The sequence below is a fragment of the Candidatus Uabimicrobium amorphum genome, from assembly GCF_009002475.1.
GTDB lineage: Bacteria > Planctomycetota > Uabimicrobiia > Uabimicrobiales > Uabimicrobiaceae > Uabimicrobium > Uabimicrobium amorphum.
In genome coordinates, this window is record NZ_AP019860.1 from 5,827,960 (window position 1) to 5,848,272 (window position 20,313).

The window sequence follows — 20,313 nt, forward strand, 5'->3', positions numbered from 1 at the left end:
CATTATTGTTACAATTTGCCACAAAATGTAATTTTCTACGTTACTGTGGCTTGAGACTATAAGTGCAGCGTTTGTGCACTAAATAGGGTGTTTGGTAGGGAGGTCTTCTTGAGCCCAGTACAAACATATATTATACACAGGAAAGTTATGAATAAACACAAAGGAATATTAAAAAAAAATGCGCGTATTGCGATTGTCAATCGTGGTGAAGCAGCCATACGCTTTATTCGCGCAGTGAATGACTATAATTTTTTACATAATACCAAACTCAGCACTATTGCTTTTTACATACCAAATGAAGAAAACTCACTATTCGTGAAACGCGCTAATGAAGCCTACAACTTCAGTGATTTCGAAAAAAAACCAAGTACCGTTAGTCCATACCTTAACTACGATTTACTCATCAATGCTCTCAAGAAAACTAAATGCGACGCCGTATGGCCAGGATGGGGTTTTGTGTCTGAAGACGACCATTTTGTCTCTCTCTTGGAGGAAAAAGGCATCGTATTTCTTGGCCCTTCGGCAAAAGCTATGGCGGCTCTGGGAGACAAAATTGAAGCGAAAAAAATAGCTGACAAGGCCAAAGTTCCCATTTTACCGTGGAGTAAAAAGGCTCTTAAAACGGTCGAAGAAGCCGCGAAATTTGCTGAAAAAATAGGATATCCCGTCATACTAAAAGCGGCAAACGCCGGTGGGGGACGCGGGATTCGTATGGTCAGAACACCTAAGGAATTGGAAAAGCAATTTGCTTCGGCTCGTGAAGAAACGTTGCGTATTACCAATAACGATCACATTTTTATGGAGCGTATGGTTGAAGTAAGTCGCCACCTTGAAGTGCAAACTTTGGTCGATAGTCATGGTAACGTCAATACTTTTGGGGTGCGGGATTGTTCTGTGCAACGGCGCAACCAAAAAGTTATTGAAGAGACTCCTCCACCAAATTTCTCCGAAAAATTGATGACGTCTATCCAAAAGGATGCGGCGAAACTGTTGAAAGCGGCGAAGTATCGCAGCGCAGGTACTGTAGAGTTTATTTACGACGTTCCGCGTGAAGAGTATTATTTTATGGAAGTCAATACTCGTTTGCAAGTTGAACACCCCATTAGCGAACAAATCTACCAAGTCGATTTAGTTCAAGGGCAAATTGATGTTGCTTTTGGCAAAGAGGTCAAATTTGACTGTTCTGCGCGTGGTCACGCAATGGAAGTACGTCTTAACGCCGAAGACCCCGAAAACGATTTTATTCCTGCACCAGGGCTGATTTCGGTGTTGAAAATGCCTGCGGGATCTGGAATTCGTGTAGATTCTGGTGTGGAGCAACACAGCGAAATTCCCACTGATTTTGATTCGATGATCGCCAAAATCATTAGTTATGCCCCTAATCGTGAGATGGCCATTGCCAAATTGAAGCGTGCCTTAGAAGAAATGCACATTAAAATTGAAGGTGGTATCACAAATCGCGCGTTCTTATTAGAGCTTTTAAACTCCAAAGAAGTAGTAAACGGTGTTGCTGATACCAAATTTATCGAACGCTTTCTGAATAAAAAGCGTCCGCAGGGCAAATCATGGCATATCGCGCTTGTCTCCTGTGCAATAGAAAGTTACTTAAAAGAATACCGCGAAGAGTTGCAAAATTTTCAACAGCAATTTTCCAAAAGTGGTTACTTGCGCAATGTGCCTTCGCCAACAGGTAGAGAAATTGAACTACAACTTGCGGGAAACAGCTATGTGTTTTTTGTAAAGTCTGTAGGCGGAAATGTATTTCATGTTCTTATCGACAAAACGCTCGTTGTGGTGACATATCTGCCACGAGACGACCAGCGAGTCCTCATTTATGAAGGCAAACGTTTTGTCATTCAGAATATAGAGCGTGGTGACACTATTATTTGCGAAGTAGACGGAGTACCGCACCCGATTGAAATGGATTCTCAAGGGGTGATTAAATCGGCGGCGCCGGCGATGGTCATCAATGTTTTGAAAAAAGAAGGCGACACTGTACAAAAGGGCGACGTGATTTTAACCCTAGAAGCGATGAAGATGGAAACCGCCATTTTTGCCGCAGAAAGCGGCGTGATCAAGTCGCTTCATGTACAAAAAGGCGAACAAGTCGCTGCTGGACAGCCTCTGGTTTCTGTTGATTCCAAAGAGCAAGAAAGCGGAGAAAAGGCGCCTAAAGCCAAGCGCGTTGACTTTAAGTCAATTAGCAAAGGCAAAAACTTCAAGAACAAAAGTGAGAGAACTTGGGAAGTGCTAGAACAAGAATTTTTAGCCATTTTTCTCGGTTATGATGCTGCACAACAAGCGACTATTTGGAGCGATATGCAGCAATTTGTTGACAAAAATCCTGCGTATCAGAAAAAATTATACAAGACTTTGATCAAAGCAACGGAAATCTTTATTTCTATTGAAAGCCTTTTCACTTCGAAGCGCTTTGGTACAGAAAGTTCTGCACAAGCACTCAACTGCCAAGAACTTCTTGCACATTTCTTTAAACGCACCGAAGACCGGGAAAAGGGTTTGCCTGAGGCGTTTATCGAGCGCTTAGAAAAAGCCATTCGTTGGTACACATATCGCAGTTTAAATCATTACGAAACGATTAATCGCGCTATTTTTCGTATTTATAAGTCGTACGCCAATTCCAAATCAAAGGCATCGGTGTTACAAACAGCTCTTTTTGCTGTGAAAGACATTGCTTTTTTTCAGAAAGAACGTTACGACCGCGATTTATTGGGAAGTTTGCTCGATAAACTGATTCGCGAATCACAGTTACGTTACCCCAGTTTGGTCGATGGTGCTTTTCACGCGCGCTATCACCTAGTAGACGGCCCAAATCTCACCGAAATTCGCAATGAAAATCGTCAAGAACTACTTGAGGCTTTTGACACGCTTCTCGATAAAGATGTTGCTGATAGTGACGAATATATAGAGAAGATCATCAATTCGGGTAACTACATCAACTTCGAGTTGATCAATCTTACTTTTGACAAGGATGTGGATAAAAAGCAGTTGGCTTTAGAACTCTTAGCGCGACGTTTTAATCGCTACCGCAAATTCCACAGTGGTAAAGTAGTACAACAAAACAACAGCTATTTTTACCATCTAAAATACACCGAAAAACGTAAAACAATGCATTTTGTTTTAGGGGTGATCTCGACAATTAAGTATAAAAATCGCATCAAAGATTTTTATGAATATATCGAGGAAAGTAAGCTAGATTCACCAGAAATCATGCTTTTTGTCTCTTCTCCAGGCAATAAGGATGAGAAAAAAGAAGAGGAATTTATTGCGAAGTTAAACACCTGTTCGCAAAAAATCAAAAATTTCTATTTGGGATTTTTCTACAAAGATCTCGAATTCACATACCGTACCATCGAGCAAGGCAACGATGATACATGGCAAGAAAACGAGCAGCGTCGTTATTTTAGTCCTCTTATTTACAATGAATTACGCGTAGAACGCTTACGCAATTTTCATCTTGAGCTTCTAAACAAAACGAAAACAGTGTACTTGTTACGCGCGACGGCCAAAGACAACAAGAAAGATCAGCGCTTGTTTGTGTTGTGTAATGTGACAGATACAAACCCACAATACGACGAAGAGCAGTACATTACTTCTATTCCGACTTTAGAGCATAGCATTACCGAAGCGATCTATATGATTCGTACCTATCAAGCGGCCTATGGAACGCGCTTGTATTGGAATCGCATTATTATGCATATCCGTTCCCCACTGGACATTAAATTGAAACTCATCGAAAAATATGCCAAAAAATTGGCACCGCGTTTCTATGGTCTCGGTTTAGAAAAAACTGTGATTTATGCGCACACTGATCTCGAAAAACCTGAAAAAGAAATGGAATTTCTATTTGAAAATATTTCTGGTTTGCACTTTTCGATACGCGGACGACAAATTTCTAAGGCACCACTGGAGCCAATGGATCACTATGTGGCAAAAAATGTTCGTTGTCGTCGCCGTGGCATTGTATATCCTTACGAACTTATCAAAATGCTTACGCGTCCTGGGCATTCTAATAGCGAAAATCTTCCGCGTGGTGTTTTTAAAGAGCTGGATTTGCAATTCGATGAAAATACCAAACAACACAAATTGGTTTCAGTTGCGGATCGCCCATATGGTAAAAATACGAGTAATATCATTTTCGGTATCATTATCAATTTCTCGAAAAATCACCCCTATGGACTTAAGCGCGTTTTGATTTTAGGTGATCCAAGCGGAGACATGGGATCTCTTGCGGAAGAAGAATGCCGTCGTATCAATGCCGCGATTGACTATGCGCAACAACACAAGTTGCCTGTAGAGTGGATTCCGATCTCTTCTGGGGCGCGAATCGATATGCGCAGTGGTACGGAAAATCTCGATTGGACAGCCAGTACTTTGCGACGCATCATCGAGTTTACGCAACAAGGTGGGGAAGTTAACATGATTGTGGCAGGGACCAACGTTGGTGCACAGTCTTACTGGAATGCGGAAGCGACCATGCTGATGCACACACCTGGTTTACTGATTATGACCAGCGACGCTTCTATGTTACTCACTGGTAAAAAAGCCCTAGATTTTTCGGGAAGTGTTTCTGCAGAAAATAACTTAGGCATCGGTGGAGCTGAGCGCATTATGGCCCCGAATGGTCAGGCACAAATTTGGGTCGACAATCTAACCGAAGCGTACCAAGTACTTTTCCGACATTACGATGTGACATATCGCGCTCCTGGTTGTACCTTCCCAATGAAACGCGAAACCAAGGATTCTGTAAATCGCAATGTGAGTGAAGCGTCTTATAGCGATTCATTAGGCCAAGGTTTTGAAAAAGTTGGCGACATTTTCAGCATAGAAAAAAATCGCGAACGCAAAAAGCCTTTCGATATGCGTCAAATTATGCAAGCGGTGGTTGACCGTGATTTCGGTTATCTCGAACGTTGGAATTTAATGAAAGATGCTGAAATCGGTATTGTTTGGGAAACGCGCATTGGTGGACACTCTGTGGGCCTACTCGGTATTGAAAGTCGCCCACTAACGCGGATTGGACCTTTGGCCAACGACGGACCCGAAACATGGAATGGTGGAACACTTTTTCCGCAGTCTTCAAAGAAAATTGCGCGCGCCATCAATTCCTACAGCGATTGTATGCCTTTAGTTATCTTGGCGAATCTATCGGGTTTTGACGGTTCTCCGGAATCGCTACGCAATTTCCAACTAGAATACGGAGCGGAAATTGGTCGTGCGGTGGTCAACTTTAAAGGACCCATCATTTTCGTCGTGACGGCACGTTATCACGGAGGAGCTTACGTGGTCTTTTCACGTTCCTTAAACCCACACTTACGTGTCGCGGCGATTGAAGGGACATATGCGTCGGTAATCGGTGGTGCTCCAGCAGCAGCAGTGGTATTTCCGAAGAAGGTGCAAAAGGAAACCTACAGTGACTCTTCGGTAATTACGGCGCAAAAAGATCTTGCTGCGGGAAAGATTTCTCAAGGAGAGTTTAAACAAATTTTCCAAAGAGTATATACGGAAAAGCAAAACGACTTAGCCCAAGAGTTTGACAGTATACACTCAGTGGAACGCGCACAAACTGTGGGATCTCTTCACGATATCATTTCTGCAAAAAACCTACGTCCATACATCATTGATTCTCTAGAAAAAATGATCGAGAAATATTTGTCTGACATGGACATTTAGAAGAAACGATGCACAAGTACCATTTAGCACTTGTGCATCGTTTTCTTTTTTATTCACTTCTGGAAGTTCTTTTCTTAATTCGTCAATAGTATTCATGAGTATGCCTACAATAAACTATTGATACCTAAACCAATGATAGTCCTATTTATAGAGGAAACCATGGAAGAAAAAAAACACAACCCCTACGTCTCTCCGACAGAAAATCTCCCTGAATTTACATTTAAAGCGGTGATTTGCGGTATTGTCTTTGGTGTTTTATTTGGTGCGGCAAATGCCTATTTGGGATTGCGCGCCGGATTAACCATTTCAACGTCCATACCTGTTGCGGTGATGACAGTTGCTATTTTTCGCGTTTTTCACAAAGCGGGAGTGCAAAATTCTATTCTCGAAGCCAACCTCTCACAAACCATAGGTTCTGCCTCTAGTTCCGTGGCGAGTGGGGTCATCTTTACTCTACCAGCTCTATTTTTGTGGGGGCTTCCACCAACGCTATTGCAAATGACATTGTTGGCGATGTGTGGTGGCTTGATAGGCGTTTTGTTTATGGTGCCACTACGTCGTTTTCTTATCGAAAAAGAACATGGCCTCCTTCCTTACCCTGAAGGAACGGCATGTGCCAAAGTTTTAGTGGCGAGCGAAAGTAAGGACAATCAAGCCAATTATGTATTTTGGGGATTGGGTCTTGGTATGCTATTTAAGGTTGTCTTTGGTTGGTTAAAACTTGTTCCCAGCAAAGCAACTTTAAAGATTCCTTTTATCAAAAAAGCGCAACTTGGTTTCGATATGTCCGCGGCTCTTTTTGGGGTTGGCTATATTCTTGGTCCAAGAATTTCTTCGATTATGGTTGCCGGTGGTTTGTTGTCGTGGTTAGTGATTATTCCCGCCATTGCATATTGGGGCGACGGGCGAATGACGCCTTTGTATCCCGAAGGGACCTTACTCATTTCGCAAATGACCGCAAAACAAATTTGGCACAGTTATGTACGCTACATAGGGGCAGGAGCTGTCGCTGCGGCAGGTTTTATTACTCTAGCAAAGAGTATCCCGACAATGATTCAAAGTTTTCGCATAGGAGCGGAGCAACTCAAGAAGAGGTTGGAGCAAGATGGAGAACAACAGTTGCGTACCGACCAGGAGTTGTCTCTAAAAACCGTTGGCGGTGGACTGCTCGTGATCGCAGCGGTAATGGCATTTGTTCCGACAGTATTTGGTAGTGAACTCTCTCCTGTTGTGCGCATACTTGCCAGTGTCCTAGTGGTGATATTTGCCTTTTTCTTTGTAACAGTGTCTTCGAGAATTGTGGGTATGGTTGGTGTTACCTCCAATCCCACGAGTGGTATGACCATTGCAACACTACTCATTACTTCTTCTATTTTCTTGATGTTTGGCTGGACGGACAATGTGGGAAAAGCCACGGCCTTAACCGTAGGGTGTGTTGTTGCGATCGCCGCCTCAATCTCAGGGGACACTTCTCAGGATTTGAAAACCGGTTTTTTAATGGGGGCCACACCGCGCAAACAACAACTAGGCGAATTGGTGGGAGTGATGACCTCTGCTGCATTCGTTTGCCTTTCGGTGATTCTGTTAAACGAAGCATACCAGTTTGGAAGTGAAGAACTTGCTGCTCCGCAAGCGACTCTAATGAAATTGGTCATCGAAGGGGTGTTAGAAAGTTCGCTGCCATGGACGTTGGTTGGTATTGGCGTCGTGATTGCTGTGATTGTGGAATTGCTAAAACTACCAAGTCTTGCGTTTGCTGTAGGGGTGTATCTTCCGGTAAGTACGATGACCACGGTGTTTTTAGGTGGAATGTTGCGCAAAGTTCTCGAAAAGAAAACAACACCACAAGAGAAAGAAAAACGCGCAAATCGCGGAATACTTTTAGGCTCAGGGCTTGTAGGTGGCGAAGGGCTTATTGGGGTGTTGATCGCAGGTATGGCTTTCACCCAAAGTTATTTGACACCTGCTGGTGAAAAGGTCAAAGTTTGGTTTTTTGGCTATGACTGGGCGCAAAACATCGCTTGGTGGGCACCTTCTTTATTTGCCGTTGTCATATTCTTTTTATTGGTGTCGGCGTTTACTCAATTGTGTGTTAAAGGAAAATAAATACTTTGTGAAATAAGGCAAGAGGCGTTCCGCCTCTTGTCGTTTACCTCCAGAATGAGATTTTGACGAAATATTACACTGCGACCATTGGGGGAATGTTATGCAAATACTAAACAACAGGTATAGGTTTGAGAAAGTACTTGGACAAGGAGGAATGGGGAAAGTTTACCTTTGTACAGACATCAATAACCAACAACTTGTGGCAATAAAAGAGTGTGTTCCTAAAGGGCAAAGAACCGAGAATACCATCAGACGTATCAACCGTGAATATTATTTCATGTCAAAAATTCAACATCCACACGTGGTACGTGGCATAGATTTTTTCAAACTGCATGGTAGATACTTCATTGTTATGGAGTATGTGAGAGGAATCACGCTGAAAGAATTCATTATTCGTTATCCTCACTCAATTGATTTTGAAAAACAGTTACAAATAGCAATACAGATATGCCGCGGTATCGCCAACCTCAATGAATACGACATTGTCCATCGCGACATAAAGCCCACCAATATCATTCTAACAGAAGAAAACTTACTTCCGAAAATTCTCGATTTGGGAATTGCAAAGTCGATTAACAGCGACTTGGTGTCGATTACACATAATGATTTGATTGGAACGCCACAGTATATGTCTCCCGAACAAATTGAGGACAAATGGGATGTGGGCAAAAATACCGATGTCTTCGCCTTAGGGGTGTTGTTTTATCAATTTTTTTCTTGGTCGCGATCCTCTCCTTTCCATAGTGAAACAATGGTCTCCACCATACAAAAAGTTTTACATTTTAATCCGCCACCACTATTTCCTGGCGACAAAGAAAAATCTTTTGTGGCGTATACTATCTTTCAAGCACTACAGAAAAACCCACAACAGAGAATAGATTCGGTGAAAACCATAATCGAAATGTTCTCAAATCGCGAGAGTAAATTTCCAGTTACTGACGAAAATATACGGCAACCCCATGTTGTTGCGCGGCCCTCGCGTTACAAAAGAGTACAGAAGAAAAAAGGCAACAGCAAATCAATCGCTTTTGTCGTGTTGTCGATGTTTTTTGCTATAGGTATTGTATGGATTTTCTCCCAGGAAAAGAGCCACACAAACCGCGTAGAAAAAAACATTTCGGAAAGACGCTCTACAAACAAAAAAGTACGGGCAATACCACATGAAGCAGATCGAACGAAACAAACGATCAATTGGGAATTGTATCAACAACATATGATTCGAGGTGTCTCGTATCATGAGCAGAAAAAGTACCGCGAAGCTTGCAAACATTACACAAAAGCGGTGACCATGAATCCTCAGGATTTTCTCGCTTATTGCAATAGAGGTATTGCGTATAGAGAGTTGGGAAAACTGAAAGAGGCTTTGAACGACTTTAACAAAGCCATTGAACTCAATCCCAATGACAGTGACTCGTATTTCAATAGAGGTAACGTATACAACGATGTCCGTAACGAAAAGCAAGCGGTGGCCGATTACAGTAGCGCGATTAGGTTGAATCCTCGTAGTCACATTGCGTATACAAGTAGGGGAGATATGTACGTTGACTTAGGTAAGTACGAGGAAGCTTTGGATGATTTTAATCAAGCGGTGAAAATAAAACCTAACTATAGCCGCGTTTACGTTTCAAGAGGTTTACTGTACAAACATCTCAAGAAGTACAATAAAGCTCTTATTGACTACCTGAAAGCACTACAACTTGACCCCAACGATGCGTTCGCCCACACAAATCTTGGCAATATATACAATATTCAAAATAATTATCAAAAAGCTCTCGCCAGTTACAACAACGCATTACGACTTAGCCCTGATAATGGTAAAATCTATCTCAATAGAGCCAACATCTACTATCAACAACGGCAATTTGAATGGGCACTTCGCGATTTAAATAAAGCTCTACAGCTCAGCCCAAATAACCATCAAGTTTACGACAGTCGAAAACTTGTATACGAGCAACTGGGAAGATATGAGGAAGCTTTAGATGACTACAATAAGATTAGGCATCTAAACACGGACAACTACTTTTTTTATGCGGGGCGCGCCATTGTATACAAAAGGTTACGGAGATATGACAAAGCATTGGAAGATTTTGATAAATCCATCGAACTCAATCCAGCGGAATATACAACCTATGTCAATCGAGGTTTGATATATGAAAGACAAAAACGCTACGAAAAAGTAGTTGAGGACTACAATACCGCTATTCGTTTAAATCCGAATGATTATCTTATTTATTCGAATAGAGGTATTGTATTCAATACTCTACAGCGATATCGCGAGGCTATTCAAGATTTTAACCAGGCCATCGCGCTCAATCCCAATGATTATGTTAGCTATGGAACTAGAGGAGCGATATATGTAAATCAAGGAGCATATACACAGGCCCTTAGCGATTTAAATAAGGCGATTAAACTCAATCCCCGTGATGGTGAGTACTACGGAAACCGAGGTGTTGTGTATTACCACCAACAAAAATTTGCCAAAGCGATTTCCGATTGGGAAAAATCGATGGCTCTCGGAGGACCAATAGATATACTCAAGATTCGTATCGAGGAAGCAAAGAAATTATTGCAAAAGTAAAGTATTTGAGCTCTTTTTACGAACACGGACATTTCTCTGTCTGCAAATCACACGTAGAGGATAGCGTTTTTCGTAAAATACACAGATGGCATTTTACTATTTCGTAAATGTCTTTTTGTAGGGCACAGTTATCGACAATCAAACATTTGTCAAGAGGTGTTTTCATGTGCGTTGTGAACGTTTTTTTGGTGGCGATGTCTGGAAAAAGGTCTCGTAAAGAAGCGAGTTTACTTTTGAGCCACTGAGAATTGATATTGGTGTTGGCATCGATAATGTTTAGCATGTCGTCTATTTCGGCGACAATTTTACATATATCTTCTTTTTTGTAGGTGTTTTTTTTTAGTAAATCGCCCATTTCAACAGCAAGTTTTTCACGGTGCTCTCGTTCGTTTTTCACAAGGGCGTCACAGTTTTCTTTGGGAAATTGGCAGCGAATTTGTGACGAACAGGCAACAAAAAAGCATACCGCAATTAGGTAGTATATTTTCAAAACATCCTCCTTTTTTGTGAAGATTATAAGAGATATTTTGCATTTAGCAAACATGTTATCGTGGATACTCCGGACTAAAAAGTTGGTCTAATGATTCTTAAAGAATCCAAATTTTCGATTTCTTGTGGCAACTCTTTTATTTGCGTACGCCCCAAATCCAAAAGTTTTAGAGATTTGAGTTGTACTATTTGTTCTGGCAATCTTTTGATTTTTGTGTCACATAAATGTAAGTGTATGAGAGAGGCTAATTGTCCAATCTCCTTTGGCAGTTCTATTATCTGTGTATAAGAGAGGTACAGACGTCGGAGAGAAGTTAATTGTCCGATTTCTTTTGGTAATTCTGTTATTGGTGTTCCGCTCAAATCTAAAAACTGTAGATGCTTCAGTTGTTTTATCTGTTGGGGTAACCATTTCACTTTTGTGTGACTGAGATTTAAATGGGTGAGCGAAGTTAACTGTCCGATTTCTTTGGGGAGCTCTGTCCCTCTATAGCTGGACAGATTCAGTTGAGAAAGAGAAGTAAGTTGCCAAAATTCCCTGGGGAATTCGGAGATTTTACATCTTTCTAAATTCAGCTCCGTGAGAGCTGTGAGTTGCCCGATTTCTTTGGGGAGTTCTGTGATCTGTGTTGCGCTCAAATCTAAAAAATCGAGAGCTGTGAGTTGACCGATTTCTTTGGGTAGTTCTGTTATGTTACAATGGCCTAAATCAAGTTCGGAAAGAGAAGTGAGCCGCCCAATTTCTTTAGGAATTTCTCTTATATTTGTTGAATTCAACAGCAAACCAGTGAGAGAAGTGAGTTGTTCAAATTCTTTGGGTAGCTCCGTTATTCTGTTATGACTTAGATCTAAACAAAATTCGCTAGAAAAATTGCAATTGGTAAAGCGGCAATTTTCTATTTTTTTGAAACACACATCGGTGCGAAAGCTACAGTTTTCGAATGCACAGCCTTCGATCGCGAGCGATTGACTTTCCTCAAAGAAAAAAGCGCAACCATAGTATTCGGTGTGGTTTTGGATTTCCTGTAACGATTTTGATTTTATTTTCATCTGTTTCTGCTTTACCGTAGTACGAATAGATTTGGGGGCACGTATTTTACCATCATAAGTCTAAATTGTAATGCCAACTTTACCATCGCAAAATAAATAATAAATTTTTTGTAATCTCTACTTGCGTGAGCGTATTATAAATAATAGGATGCGTAACAAAAAATTTGCTAAAAGGATGGTGGCGTGAAAAAGTTAAATGTGATGGATTTAGGATTAGGGAATTATACACAAGTCTTGCGTTTGCAAAAAGAGATTATGGAAAAAAGAGCGCGTGGCGAAGTAGAAGATACACTGATTTTAGTAGAGCATCCCACCGTAATTACCTTAGGTGTTAAAGCCAATGAACAAAGTATCAAAGTCACCAAAGAGTATCTGGCGGAAAATGGGATAGAGGTACACGAAATACTTCGTGGAGGGGCGGCTTTTCTGCATAGTCCTGGTCAGATTGTGGGTTATCCGATTTTTTTGTTGGAAGCAAATGAAAGAAGAGCATACCTTGAAACAATCCAGCAGATGATGATGGATCTCACCGAAGAGCACAAAATACCCGCTGTCTTACATCCCAACAAGGACTATATCGGAGTATGGTACGAGGTAGAAAGTGGTGCCTATAAAAAGATTGGTGCCGTCGGCATGCGATTTGTCAATAGAAACGACCAGTATGTCACTCTCCACGGTTTTGCTTTGAATGTCAATAACGACAGTTCTATTGTCGAAAAGTTGATTTTCATGTGTGGATGCCCTTCGGAAACCTGTATTTCTTGGAAAGAGATTACACAGAAAACATTTGATTTGTCACAAATAAAAGAAAATATTATTCATAAGTTAGCAAAAGATTTGCACTACAACACCGTGTATACAAACAAAAAAAATAACCACCACTAGTAGAAGTAAAACAAAATCACAAAGTAAAATGAATAGCAACTAGGAGATGTGGATGAACAAACTTTATAACAAGCCGGAATGGCTAAAAATAAAAATAGAGCACGATCCAAAGTTTGATGATGTACGTAAAACGCTTTCAGAAAACAGTTTGGTCACTGTATGCGAAGAGGCTCATTGCCCCAATATTAATGAATGTTGGAGTTCTGGAACCGCAACGTTTATGGTTCTGGGCGATACGTGCACAAGAGGATGCCGTTTTTGCAACGTAAAAAGTGGTCGCTATGGCGCCAACATTGATCCGATGGAGCCCATGAAGATAGCAGAAAGTGTCAAAAAATGGGGTTTGGATTATATTGTCATTACCAGCGTTGATCGTGACGATTTGCCCGACCAAGGCAGTGAACATTTTGCAAAAGTCATCACCACCGTTCATCAGCAAAGCCCAGAAGTGCTTATCGAAGTGCTCGTTCCCGATTTTCGAGGAGATGTAAAATGTGTCGAAACGGTTGTTCAGGCAAGACCAAATGTTTTTGCACATAACGTCGAAACGATTGAACGTTTGCAGGGGCGCGTACGCGACAATCGCGCGACGTATGAACAATCGCTCATGGTTCTCGAATACGCCAAAAAACAAGGTTTGTATACAAAGAGTTCACTTATGGTTGGCTTGGGAGAAACCGAAGAGGAAATTGCGCAAACCATGGACGATTTGCGTCGTATAGATGTAGATTTTTTGACTCTTGGACAGTATCTACGCCCGAGTTTGAAACACCTAGAGGTGGTGGAGTACGTACATCCAGATCAATTTGAGCACTACAAAAAAATAGGATTAGAGAAAGGGTTTCGCTACATTGCTGCGGGGCCATTTGTGCGCAGTAGTTACAAAGCAGGTGAATTTTTTATCAAGAGCATTGTGAAGGAGAATGGTAATGATGGAGCTTAAATTTCCCGACTTAGGCAATGGTATTAGCGAAGGGCAAGTCATTAAGTGGTTGGCAAAAGAAGGTGAAGTTGTACAAAAATCACAAAATGTTCTTTATGTCGAAACTTTCAAAACCATGATTGAAATTCCTGCGACTTCTACGGGGAAAATTCGCCAGCAAAAGTGCAAAATAGGCGACATGGTTAAAGCGGGAGATGTGATCGCGGTCATTGACGCCGATTAAAACAAATACAGTAGAATCTGGCCCTAAATCTAGGGCCAGACAAATGCTTGGTACTATAGTGATTCTATTTTCACGATAGCAAAAATCATAAAAAGTGCCAGCAGCAATGCGAAATGTTATTTTGCGACATAGTAATTGAAAGCATATATTTTGCAAGCCTGAGTTCCTAAAACCACTTGCGCACCCACTGAAACATCGAGAACAACGGTGTATACTTTGTCTTTTGATTTATGAATTCTTTTTTCAAACCACACCTTTTCACCGTCAATGACGACAACAGCAACGGCAACGCGGTTATTTTTGAGTTTTATGTGTAGATGAAGCTTTCCTTCTTGAACAATTTGTAGTGGATCATAGGCGCGAAAGTGAATTTTTACTCCGTCTTTTTTGTCATCCCACTCCGAAACTTCTTGTAGTGGAGCGCCAGGGTATTCATTTTTAACATCGTGATGTTGCGCATGACTGATGTGATGTGAGCGACTGTCAATGGCCTTAGTGATGAACCACGATGAACTTTTTTCTCCGCGTGCTAGTTGAATATCTCCACCAAATGCGCAAATAGAAAATTTTGCATGCCCGTTGACAATGTTATTCGCAGGAATGATGATTGTACTTTTGTCTGAGGGCACTACGGTGGTAAATTCTCCACGATTTTGTGGATGATTTTTACTTAAAGTTTCATACGTGGCTTCAAGAAGTGTTGCGTTGGTGCGGGTCCATCCCATCGAATAACTATGGTCTTTGCGCATGGACAGTTGCGTAATGGTGGCCAATTGTGGAATTTGCGCCGTACGATGGAAGAATACTTCTCCCTTTGCACTTTTGGCGATCACTTTAACGAGACTGCCTCCTTGAACATCGTGGAGTTTCGCGGTGTACATGCCGTGTTGTTCTTGATATACAAGTTGTATATCATTTACCGTGACACTTGCCTCTTTGATATCATCGCCATCATGGGAAACGTTTGCCCATACAAAAGAACCCTCATTGCTATACGAGATGCCACCTTGGAATTGATAGTCTTCCATTTTCTCTGCTGTTAAAGAAATCAGCGTACATAAACAGATGGCAAAGATGATACTTTTTTTTGTAGATGTAAAAAGCATTGTATTTCTCCTTATTTGTGGAGGATTGGATATTTTTTATTGTTTTACGCTTTACCTCTTTTTCTCCAAGGCATTTATCGCAATTTATTTATGATAACAACTTTTTACTGTGGTCTGCGAAATAAAATTTTGATTTCCTATGTCACCTTTTTTTTCGGTAAGGCCAATACATATATAGAAGCAGTGTTGTGTAATGAAATAACGAATTTAACGATGAGGAGATAAAAATGCGACTATTCTTTTTCTGTATATGTACTTTTATATTTTCGAGCGTTATCGTGGCGGACAATGAAAATTGTACACCGCAACAACATAATGGTAAGCCGCATATAATTGTAACCCATATTTATGCAAGAGACTTTCTTTACGAGGAAAAGAATGTGGATTGGGAAAGTGAAATTCGCGCACTATCGAGTGTTAAACGAGTTCATCGGCGTTATGGTACTTCGATATTTGATGGGGCAAGAGGCGTCGGCATCTCTGCAGAAGAAGGTATTTCTTGGCCAGACATCAGAGGACATCGTGTACGGTTTCTAACCAAAAAACAGCTGAATTCTCCTGTGGATGAGATCGGAATCATTGTTTCTTTTAGTTTCCTAAAAAGTCGGCGTTATTTACCCTACGATGCAAATTTACATGAAAAAGACACTTGGGAAAATGTGCTATTACCTTCGAAAATTGACCTTGAGGTGGATTCTTGGCATGGTAAGAGTACAATACCTGTACCTGTGATCGGTGTCGTTGCGGATGAATTTCTACCAAAGCCGTACGTCATTACTTGCGGTTTTCTGGAAATTTTACGAAATTGGCGTTCTGAGTTTTTGTACATGTTGAAAAATCGTAAAAATGAACCATTGGTCTTGCCGCCCGCACAAAGCATTTATTATACCTTGACCGAATCGCAACGTATGTGGTTACAAGACAATGAAAAAGTGGTGGAGCAAATAGAGGAGAAACTCTCTATTCCGGTTTTTGTAGATTTTTGGGACAATGGAGAAGCAATACAATGTCGTTTGGTGATTGAACCTGAAGAGGAAATTTCTCGAAAAAAAGTGAAAGAAATAGATGAACATTTGCGTTCATACACAGAGTTACGAGATTTACCAGAAGCTATGGTTGACTTTATCCCCGTATGGAAATGGGAAAATGTTGAATTTTATCGCAAATACGACGCGGATCATTTCGCTATTTATTTGAAAAATAATGACCAAAATGTCCTCCAAGAATTAAAAAAAATAGGATTGAAAATCATTTGGTTTCGCAATGATACACGATACTAAGGTCTGAATATATTTTATACGGTATATGAAAAATAGAACGAGTCCTTGCTGAAAAAGTTCCAGTAGTTTAGTATGTCTGTTTTAAACTCTATTCGCAATACCGTCTAAATTTAGAAAGTTCGAGGTGAGGAACATTGTTGCATATACTATCGATCTCTTTTATTTGTTTAACGGCCATTCAAATTACCCGTGCGTGGTTTCCTCTGTTATATTCTTTCGCAGAAAAAATTGGCTTTTATAACATACCTGTGTTTGTACTCGTTGTGTCGTGTATACCGATTTTAGGTTTACTGCTAAAGCGATTTCATTCCTATGGAATAGTGATTGTCGGCTCATATCTCGCGTTGCTACGCGTTATAATTCAATTGTTTGCGATGAATTTTTGGATTATGTTTGTCGGTATCAGCTTGTTTCTAGTGGTACTTCCCCTTGCGGTGATTGACATACGCAAAAGCACGCGTGCAAATGATTTTGTATGTGGTTTACTTTTTGCCATGGCGATAGACACAACGCTGCAAACATTTCACCATACTTGGGACTATATTTGGCAGCGTGACTATTTTTCATTTGCGCTTACCGTTATTATTGCATTGATCACTGTATATTGTGTATGGAAGCGTAAAAAACAACCACAGCAAGATGAGCTACTTGTGATTCCGTGGTGGATTTCTTGTTATTTGGCGATACAGACCGTTTTATTGCATAATATCGCATTTGTCGCTGCGTCGGCACAGTGTTCTATATTTGTAGCAAGTGTCGTTATTATCGCTGCGGATATTGTGGCGATAGGTAGTTTATTTTTTCCGGTAAAAATATCACTGCGTGTGCCTGTAGTAGCGATTATCGTATACAGTATACATTGTCTATTTACAGGACAATTTATTTTCCCGGCGTTATTTGCCGCGCAACTAGCGTTGAATTTTTTATTGCGTATGTATTTGCAGCCCGTTGCAGCACACCAAGAAAACAACTACGCCTCTTATGTTTCCACATTGGTCGTATGCACACTATATGCTTTGACTATTTTACTATATCAATTGCATTACGAGTCACCATTACCTTTTTCAAATATTTGGCTTTTTATTGCACCGTTTGTCGCTGTTGTTGTAATTTCCATGGACAATTCACAAAAATATACCAACGAAAAGCCTCCTTTGGCAGCGATAGGTGCGATGATCGTGGCGATTATTTCTGTGGCTATTTTTGGTAGTCTGCAACCTCAAATCACAGAAAACGTTTCGGAAAAAGCACAGTTTAAGATGGTGTGTTATAACATTCACGAAGCAGTAAATGCCCGAGGAGTACTTGATCCCGAAACAATTGCGCAGATTATGGAACAGAATCAGGTACACGCCGTTCTTTTGCAGGAAGTGGGGCGTGGTTGGCCGATTTCGGGAATGATTGATTTGGCCCACTGGTTTCAAAATCGCTTGCGAATGAAATTGGTATATGCTCCGGCGGCAAGTGTGAAGTTTGGTAATGCGATTTTGACAAACTTGAAAATAACAGAAAAAGGTCATAAAATGCTGCCGCAAGGAACAGGATCTATGGGGCGCAGTTATGTCTATGTGCGTTTGCAACTGGGAAAAGAACTTGTTTACGTGGTGAATACCCATTTACAGCACAAAAAGAAAAATACCTTGGTGCGCATTCAACAAATTAACGAGCTTTTGAACAATTGGAACCTTACACCGCACACGATTATTGCCGGGGATTTAAACTCTCAGCCCAACGGGGAAGAAATGAAGTTGTTTTCAAAAGATAGATGGGTTAGCGCCCAAGATATCACCAAATACGACTATCCTTTTACTTTTCAAAAAGGCAAAGGGTCAGAGAAACGCATAGATTGGATTTTAGGTAGTAAAGATTTGAGTTTTCACGATTTTTACATTATAAAAAGCGACGCTTCCGATCATTTGCCATTGTTCACTTCGGTAAAAGTGAAAAAATAAAACATTTTGCGAAAAATTTTATTTCATCACGTAAAAATGTATCAAATATCCCAAGAAATGGTCGATAATAACTACAATGGACATATTGATATTTCTTTGGGAGATATTGAACATGAATATAGGTGGTAATTTTAACCATGGCATTGAAATACCACGTTCTCCACCAAAGCAAACTTCTTTATCAGACCTGAAAGAAGAAACTGGTAAGTTAGCCTCTGAGAAGAAACTGGAAATGAAGCCTATTTCTGAAATGAATATGTCTGAGAAGAGAAAGCTAGAAAAACTAAAGTTACGAGACCAAGAAGTTCGCACCCATGAACAAGCACACGTTGCTGCGGGTGGGAAGTATATAAAGAGTGCGATCCACTACGATTATCAAGTTGGTCCCGACGGACGAAAATATGCCGTGGGGGGGAACGTGAAAATCGATTCACAACCTGTTCCGAATCAACCACAAGAGACGATCGCGAAAATGCAAGTGGTCAGAAAAGCGGCCCTTGCTCCTGCACAACCTTCCTCCGCTGACCACCAAGTTGCCCAAAAGGCTTCTTCCGAAGAGGCAAAAGCGCGCCAAGAGTTGGCTCAAAAAAAGTTAGAGGAGCAGGCAACAGAGAAGTACAGTTTTCATCAGCAGCAAGGGGAAAGCGACTCACAAGATAACTTCAGTATCGTGGTATAAGTTTTTAAATACAAGAAAAGGTGCAAGCACCTTTTCTTTTTATTTTTTCTCATTCGACAAAATATAATTTGCATTGTAGTATATATGTGTCAATATTTCATTGACGTGTTAATTATAGTCTTCTTTTTTGCTTCTGACTACAAATCGATTGAGAGAAAATACTATGAGTAAGAGAAAAAAAAGCGTTTTAGTGTTGTTGTTTTTTGGAGTGGCAATGTGGATGTTTGGGTGTACAAGTTATGAAAGACCGAATTACAAAGTAATACAAACGTATGACCACTTTGAATTACGCCACTATCCCGCCCATATCGTTGCTGAAACACAAGTGAACGCAAGTTTTGACAAAGCAGGTAACAAAGCCTTCCGACGTCTTGCCGGTTTTATATCGGGAGCGAATAGTAAGCAGCAGAAAATAGCAATGACGGCTCCTGTAAATCAACAAGCATCTGAAGGGGAGACAATCGCAATGACGGCCCCTGTCAATCAAATAAATATCGCAAAAGATAAATACATGATTGAATTTATTATGCCGCAAAAATACACAATGGAGACCATACCGCAACCAACGAATCCAAAAGTAAAAATTCGTCAAATTCCGGCGAAAATTATGGCGGTGCGTAAGTATAAAGGGAGTTGGAGTCAGGTAAAATACAATAAAAACAAAGAGATGCTCCTGACAAATGTCCAACAAGCTAAGTTAGAAGCAAATGGCAATCCTATTTTTGCGCGTTACAATTCACCGTTTACCATATGGTTTTTGAGGGAGAATGAGGTTTTAGTTGAAATAAAAAATGCCGCAAGGTAGCGTGGATGACCGTGATATCACGGTCATGCCTAACAAAGAACCGTCTCTGGCAATGTCTTTGCAAAATTTATTTGAGTATTTTCCATTTGGCCCCCTCACTCATTTTTTTACTGCGAGCGTCGACTTTACCGCCACCGTTATTTTTTGCCTGAAGATAATAACCTTTACTTGTTTTAAACGTAAAGTAACCACCGCCAACCGATTGTCTGCGCCACTTTTGCGATAAACCTATTTTTCTATGGCGCGCGTCGACCTTACCACCACCACTGTTTTTTGCACTGAGGTAGAACCCGCCACTACTTTTAATCGCATATGAACCGTCTTCTTGTGGGATTAGCTGCCATTCTTCCCATTCACCTCTCTTTTTTGCTTTTGCATCTACTTTTCCCCCACCACCGTACTCTGCGCGGAGGTAATATCCACTGCCGGTGTAAATTGCATCGCAAAAACCGTAAGAACAAACGACAAATAATGCCATAACAACAACATATATTTTATTCATTTTTGTTTGTGACTCCATTCTATT

General features: G+C 40.8%; 14 protein-coding genes. 10 read left to right on the plus strand and 4 right to left on the minus strand.

The window, feature by feature from the left end; translation table 11 throughout:
- Positions 1–147 precede the first annotated feature (147 nt).
- The 3 genes from UABAM_RS21145 to UABAM_RS21155 all read left to right on the plus strand — a co-directional run bounded on the left by UABAM_RS21145 (position 148) and on the right by UABAM_RS21155 (position 10,375).
- Positions 148–5,691 carry an ATP-binding protein gene (locus UABAM_RS21145; RefSeq protein WP_151969987.1) on the plus strand — a complete coding sequence of 1,848 codons (5,544 nt, stop codon included), beginning with the start codon at positions 148–150 and terminating at the stop codon, positions 5,689–5,691.
- Between the two features lie 159 nt (positions 5,692–5,850).
- Complete coding sequence (locus tag UABAM_RS21150) at positions 5,851–7,797, plus strand: OPT family oligopeptide transporter (protein WP_229759289.1); 1,947 nt, start codon at positions 5,851–5,853, stop codon at positions 7,795–7,797.
- Between the two features lie 100 nt (positions 7,798–7,897).
- Positions 7,898–10,375 carry a serine/threonine-protein kinase gene (locus UABAM_RS21155; RefSeq protein ID WP_151969989.1) on the plus strand — a complete coding sequence of 826 codons (2,478 nt, stop codon included), beginning with the start codon at positions 7,898–7,900 and terminating at the stop codon, positions 10,373–10,375.
- Between the two features lie 16 nt (positions 10,376–10,391).
- Here UABAM_RS21155 and UABAM_RS21160 read toward each other — a convergent pair whose 3' ends face one another.
- Both UABAM_RS21160 and UABAM_RS21165 read right to left on the minus strand, forming a co-directional pair.
- Positions 10,392–10,865 carry a hypothetical protein gene (locus tag UABAM_RS21160; protein WP_151969990.1) on the minus strand — a complete coding sequence of 158 codons (474 nt, stop codon included), beginning with the start codon at positions 10,863–10,865 and terminating at the stop codon, positions 10,392–10,394.
- A gap of 74 nt (positions 10,866–10,939) precedes the next feature.
- The gene (locus tag UABAM_RS21165; RefSeq protein ID WP_151969991.1) at positions 10,940–11,914 is read right to left on the minus strand and encodes a leucine-rich repeat domain-containing protein; all 975 of its coding nucleotides are present in this window, start codon (positions 11,912–11,914) and stop codon (positions 10,940–10,942) included.
- Positions 11,915–12,097: 183 nt separating this feature from the next.
- Here UABAM_RS21165 and UABAM_RS21170 point away from each other — a divergent pair, with 183 nt between their 5' ends.
- The 3 genes from UABAM_RS21170 to UABAM_RS21180 are packed head-to-tail and all read left to right on the plus strand — an operon-like array spanning position 12,098 to position 13,965.
- Positions 12,098–12,799 (plus strand): lipoyl(octanoyl) transferase LipB, encoded by a 702-nt coding sequence (locus UABAM_RS21170; protein ID WP_151969992.1) that lies wholly within the window; start codon positions 12,098–12,100, stop codon positions 12,797–12,799.
- Between the two features lie 52 nt (positions 12,800–12,851).
- A complete protein-coding gene (gene lipA, locus UABAM_RS21175; protein ID WP_151969993.1) occupies positions 12,852–13,742 on the plus strand; it encodes a lipoyl synthase in 891 nt (296 codons plus the stop codon).
- Positions 13,729–13,965: a biotin/lipoyl-containing protein gene (locus tag UABAM_RS21180; RefSeq protein ID WP_173013472.1), complete on the plus strand. Its 237-nt coding sequence runs from the start codon at positions 13,729–13,731 to the stop codon at positions 13,963–13,965. Before lipA ends, UABAM_RS21180 begins: the two co-directional genes overlap by 14 nt.
- Before the next feature lie 116 nt (positions 13,966–14,081).
- On the opposite strand, the gene UABAM_RS21185 is transcribed toward UABAM_RS21180, so the two are convergent.
- The gene (locus tag UABAM_RS21185; protein ID WP_151969995.1) at positions 14,082–15,071 is read right to left on the minus strand and encodes a hypothetical protein; all 990 of its coding nucleotides are present in this window, start codon (positions 15,069–15,071) and stop codon (positions 14,082–14,084) included.
- A gap of 227 nt (positions 15,072–15,298) precedes the next feature.
- On the opposite strand from UABAM_RS21185, the gene UABAM_RS21190 reads away from it, so the two are divergent.
- The 4 genes from UABAM_RS21190 to UABAM_RS21205 all read left to right on the plus strand — a co-directional run bounded on the left by UABAM_RS21190 (position 15,299) and on the right by UABAM_RS21205 (position 19,787).
- On the plus strand, positions 15,299–16,351 hold the full coding sequence (locus UABAM_RS21190) for a hypothetical protein (protein WP_151969996.1): 1,053 nt from the start codon (positions 15,299–15,301) through the stop codon (positions 16,349–16,351).
- 134 nt (positions 16,352–16,485) lie between these two features.
- Positions 16,486–18,303 carry an endonuclease/exonuclease/phosphatase family protein gene (locus UABAM_RS21195; protein WP_151969997.1) on the plus strand — a complete coding sequence of 606 codons (1,818 nt, stop codon included), beginning with the start codon at positions 16,486–16,488 and terminating at the stop codon, positions 18,301–18,303.
- Positions 18,304–18,415: 112 nt separating this feature from the next.
- On the plus strand, positions 18,416–18,982 hold the full coding sequence (locus UABAM_RS21200; protein ID WP_173013473.1) for a putative metalloprotease CJM1_0395 family protein: 567 nt from the start codon (positions 18,416–18,418) through the stop codon (positions 18,980–18,982).
- A gap of 163 nt (positions 18,983–19,145) precedes the next feature.
- On the plus strand, positions 19,146–19,787 hold the full coding sequence (locus UABAM_RS21205) for an SOUL family heme-binding protein (protein WP_229759290.1): 642 nt from the start codon (positions 19,146–19,148) through the stop codon (positions 19,785–19,787).
- A gap of 67 nt (positions 19,788–19,854) precedes the next feature.
- Here the strand turns inward: UABAM_RS21205 and UABAM_RS21210 are convergent, their stop codons facing one another.
- Complete coding sequence (locus UABAM_RS21210; protein ID WP_173013474.1) at positions 19,855–20,289, minus strand: fascin domain-containing protein; 435 nt, start codon at positions 20,287–20,289, stop codon at positions 19,855–19,857.
- Positions 20,290–20,313: the final 24 nt, after the last annotated feature.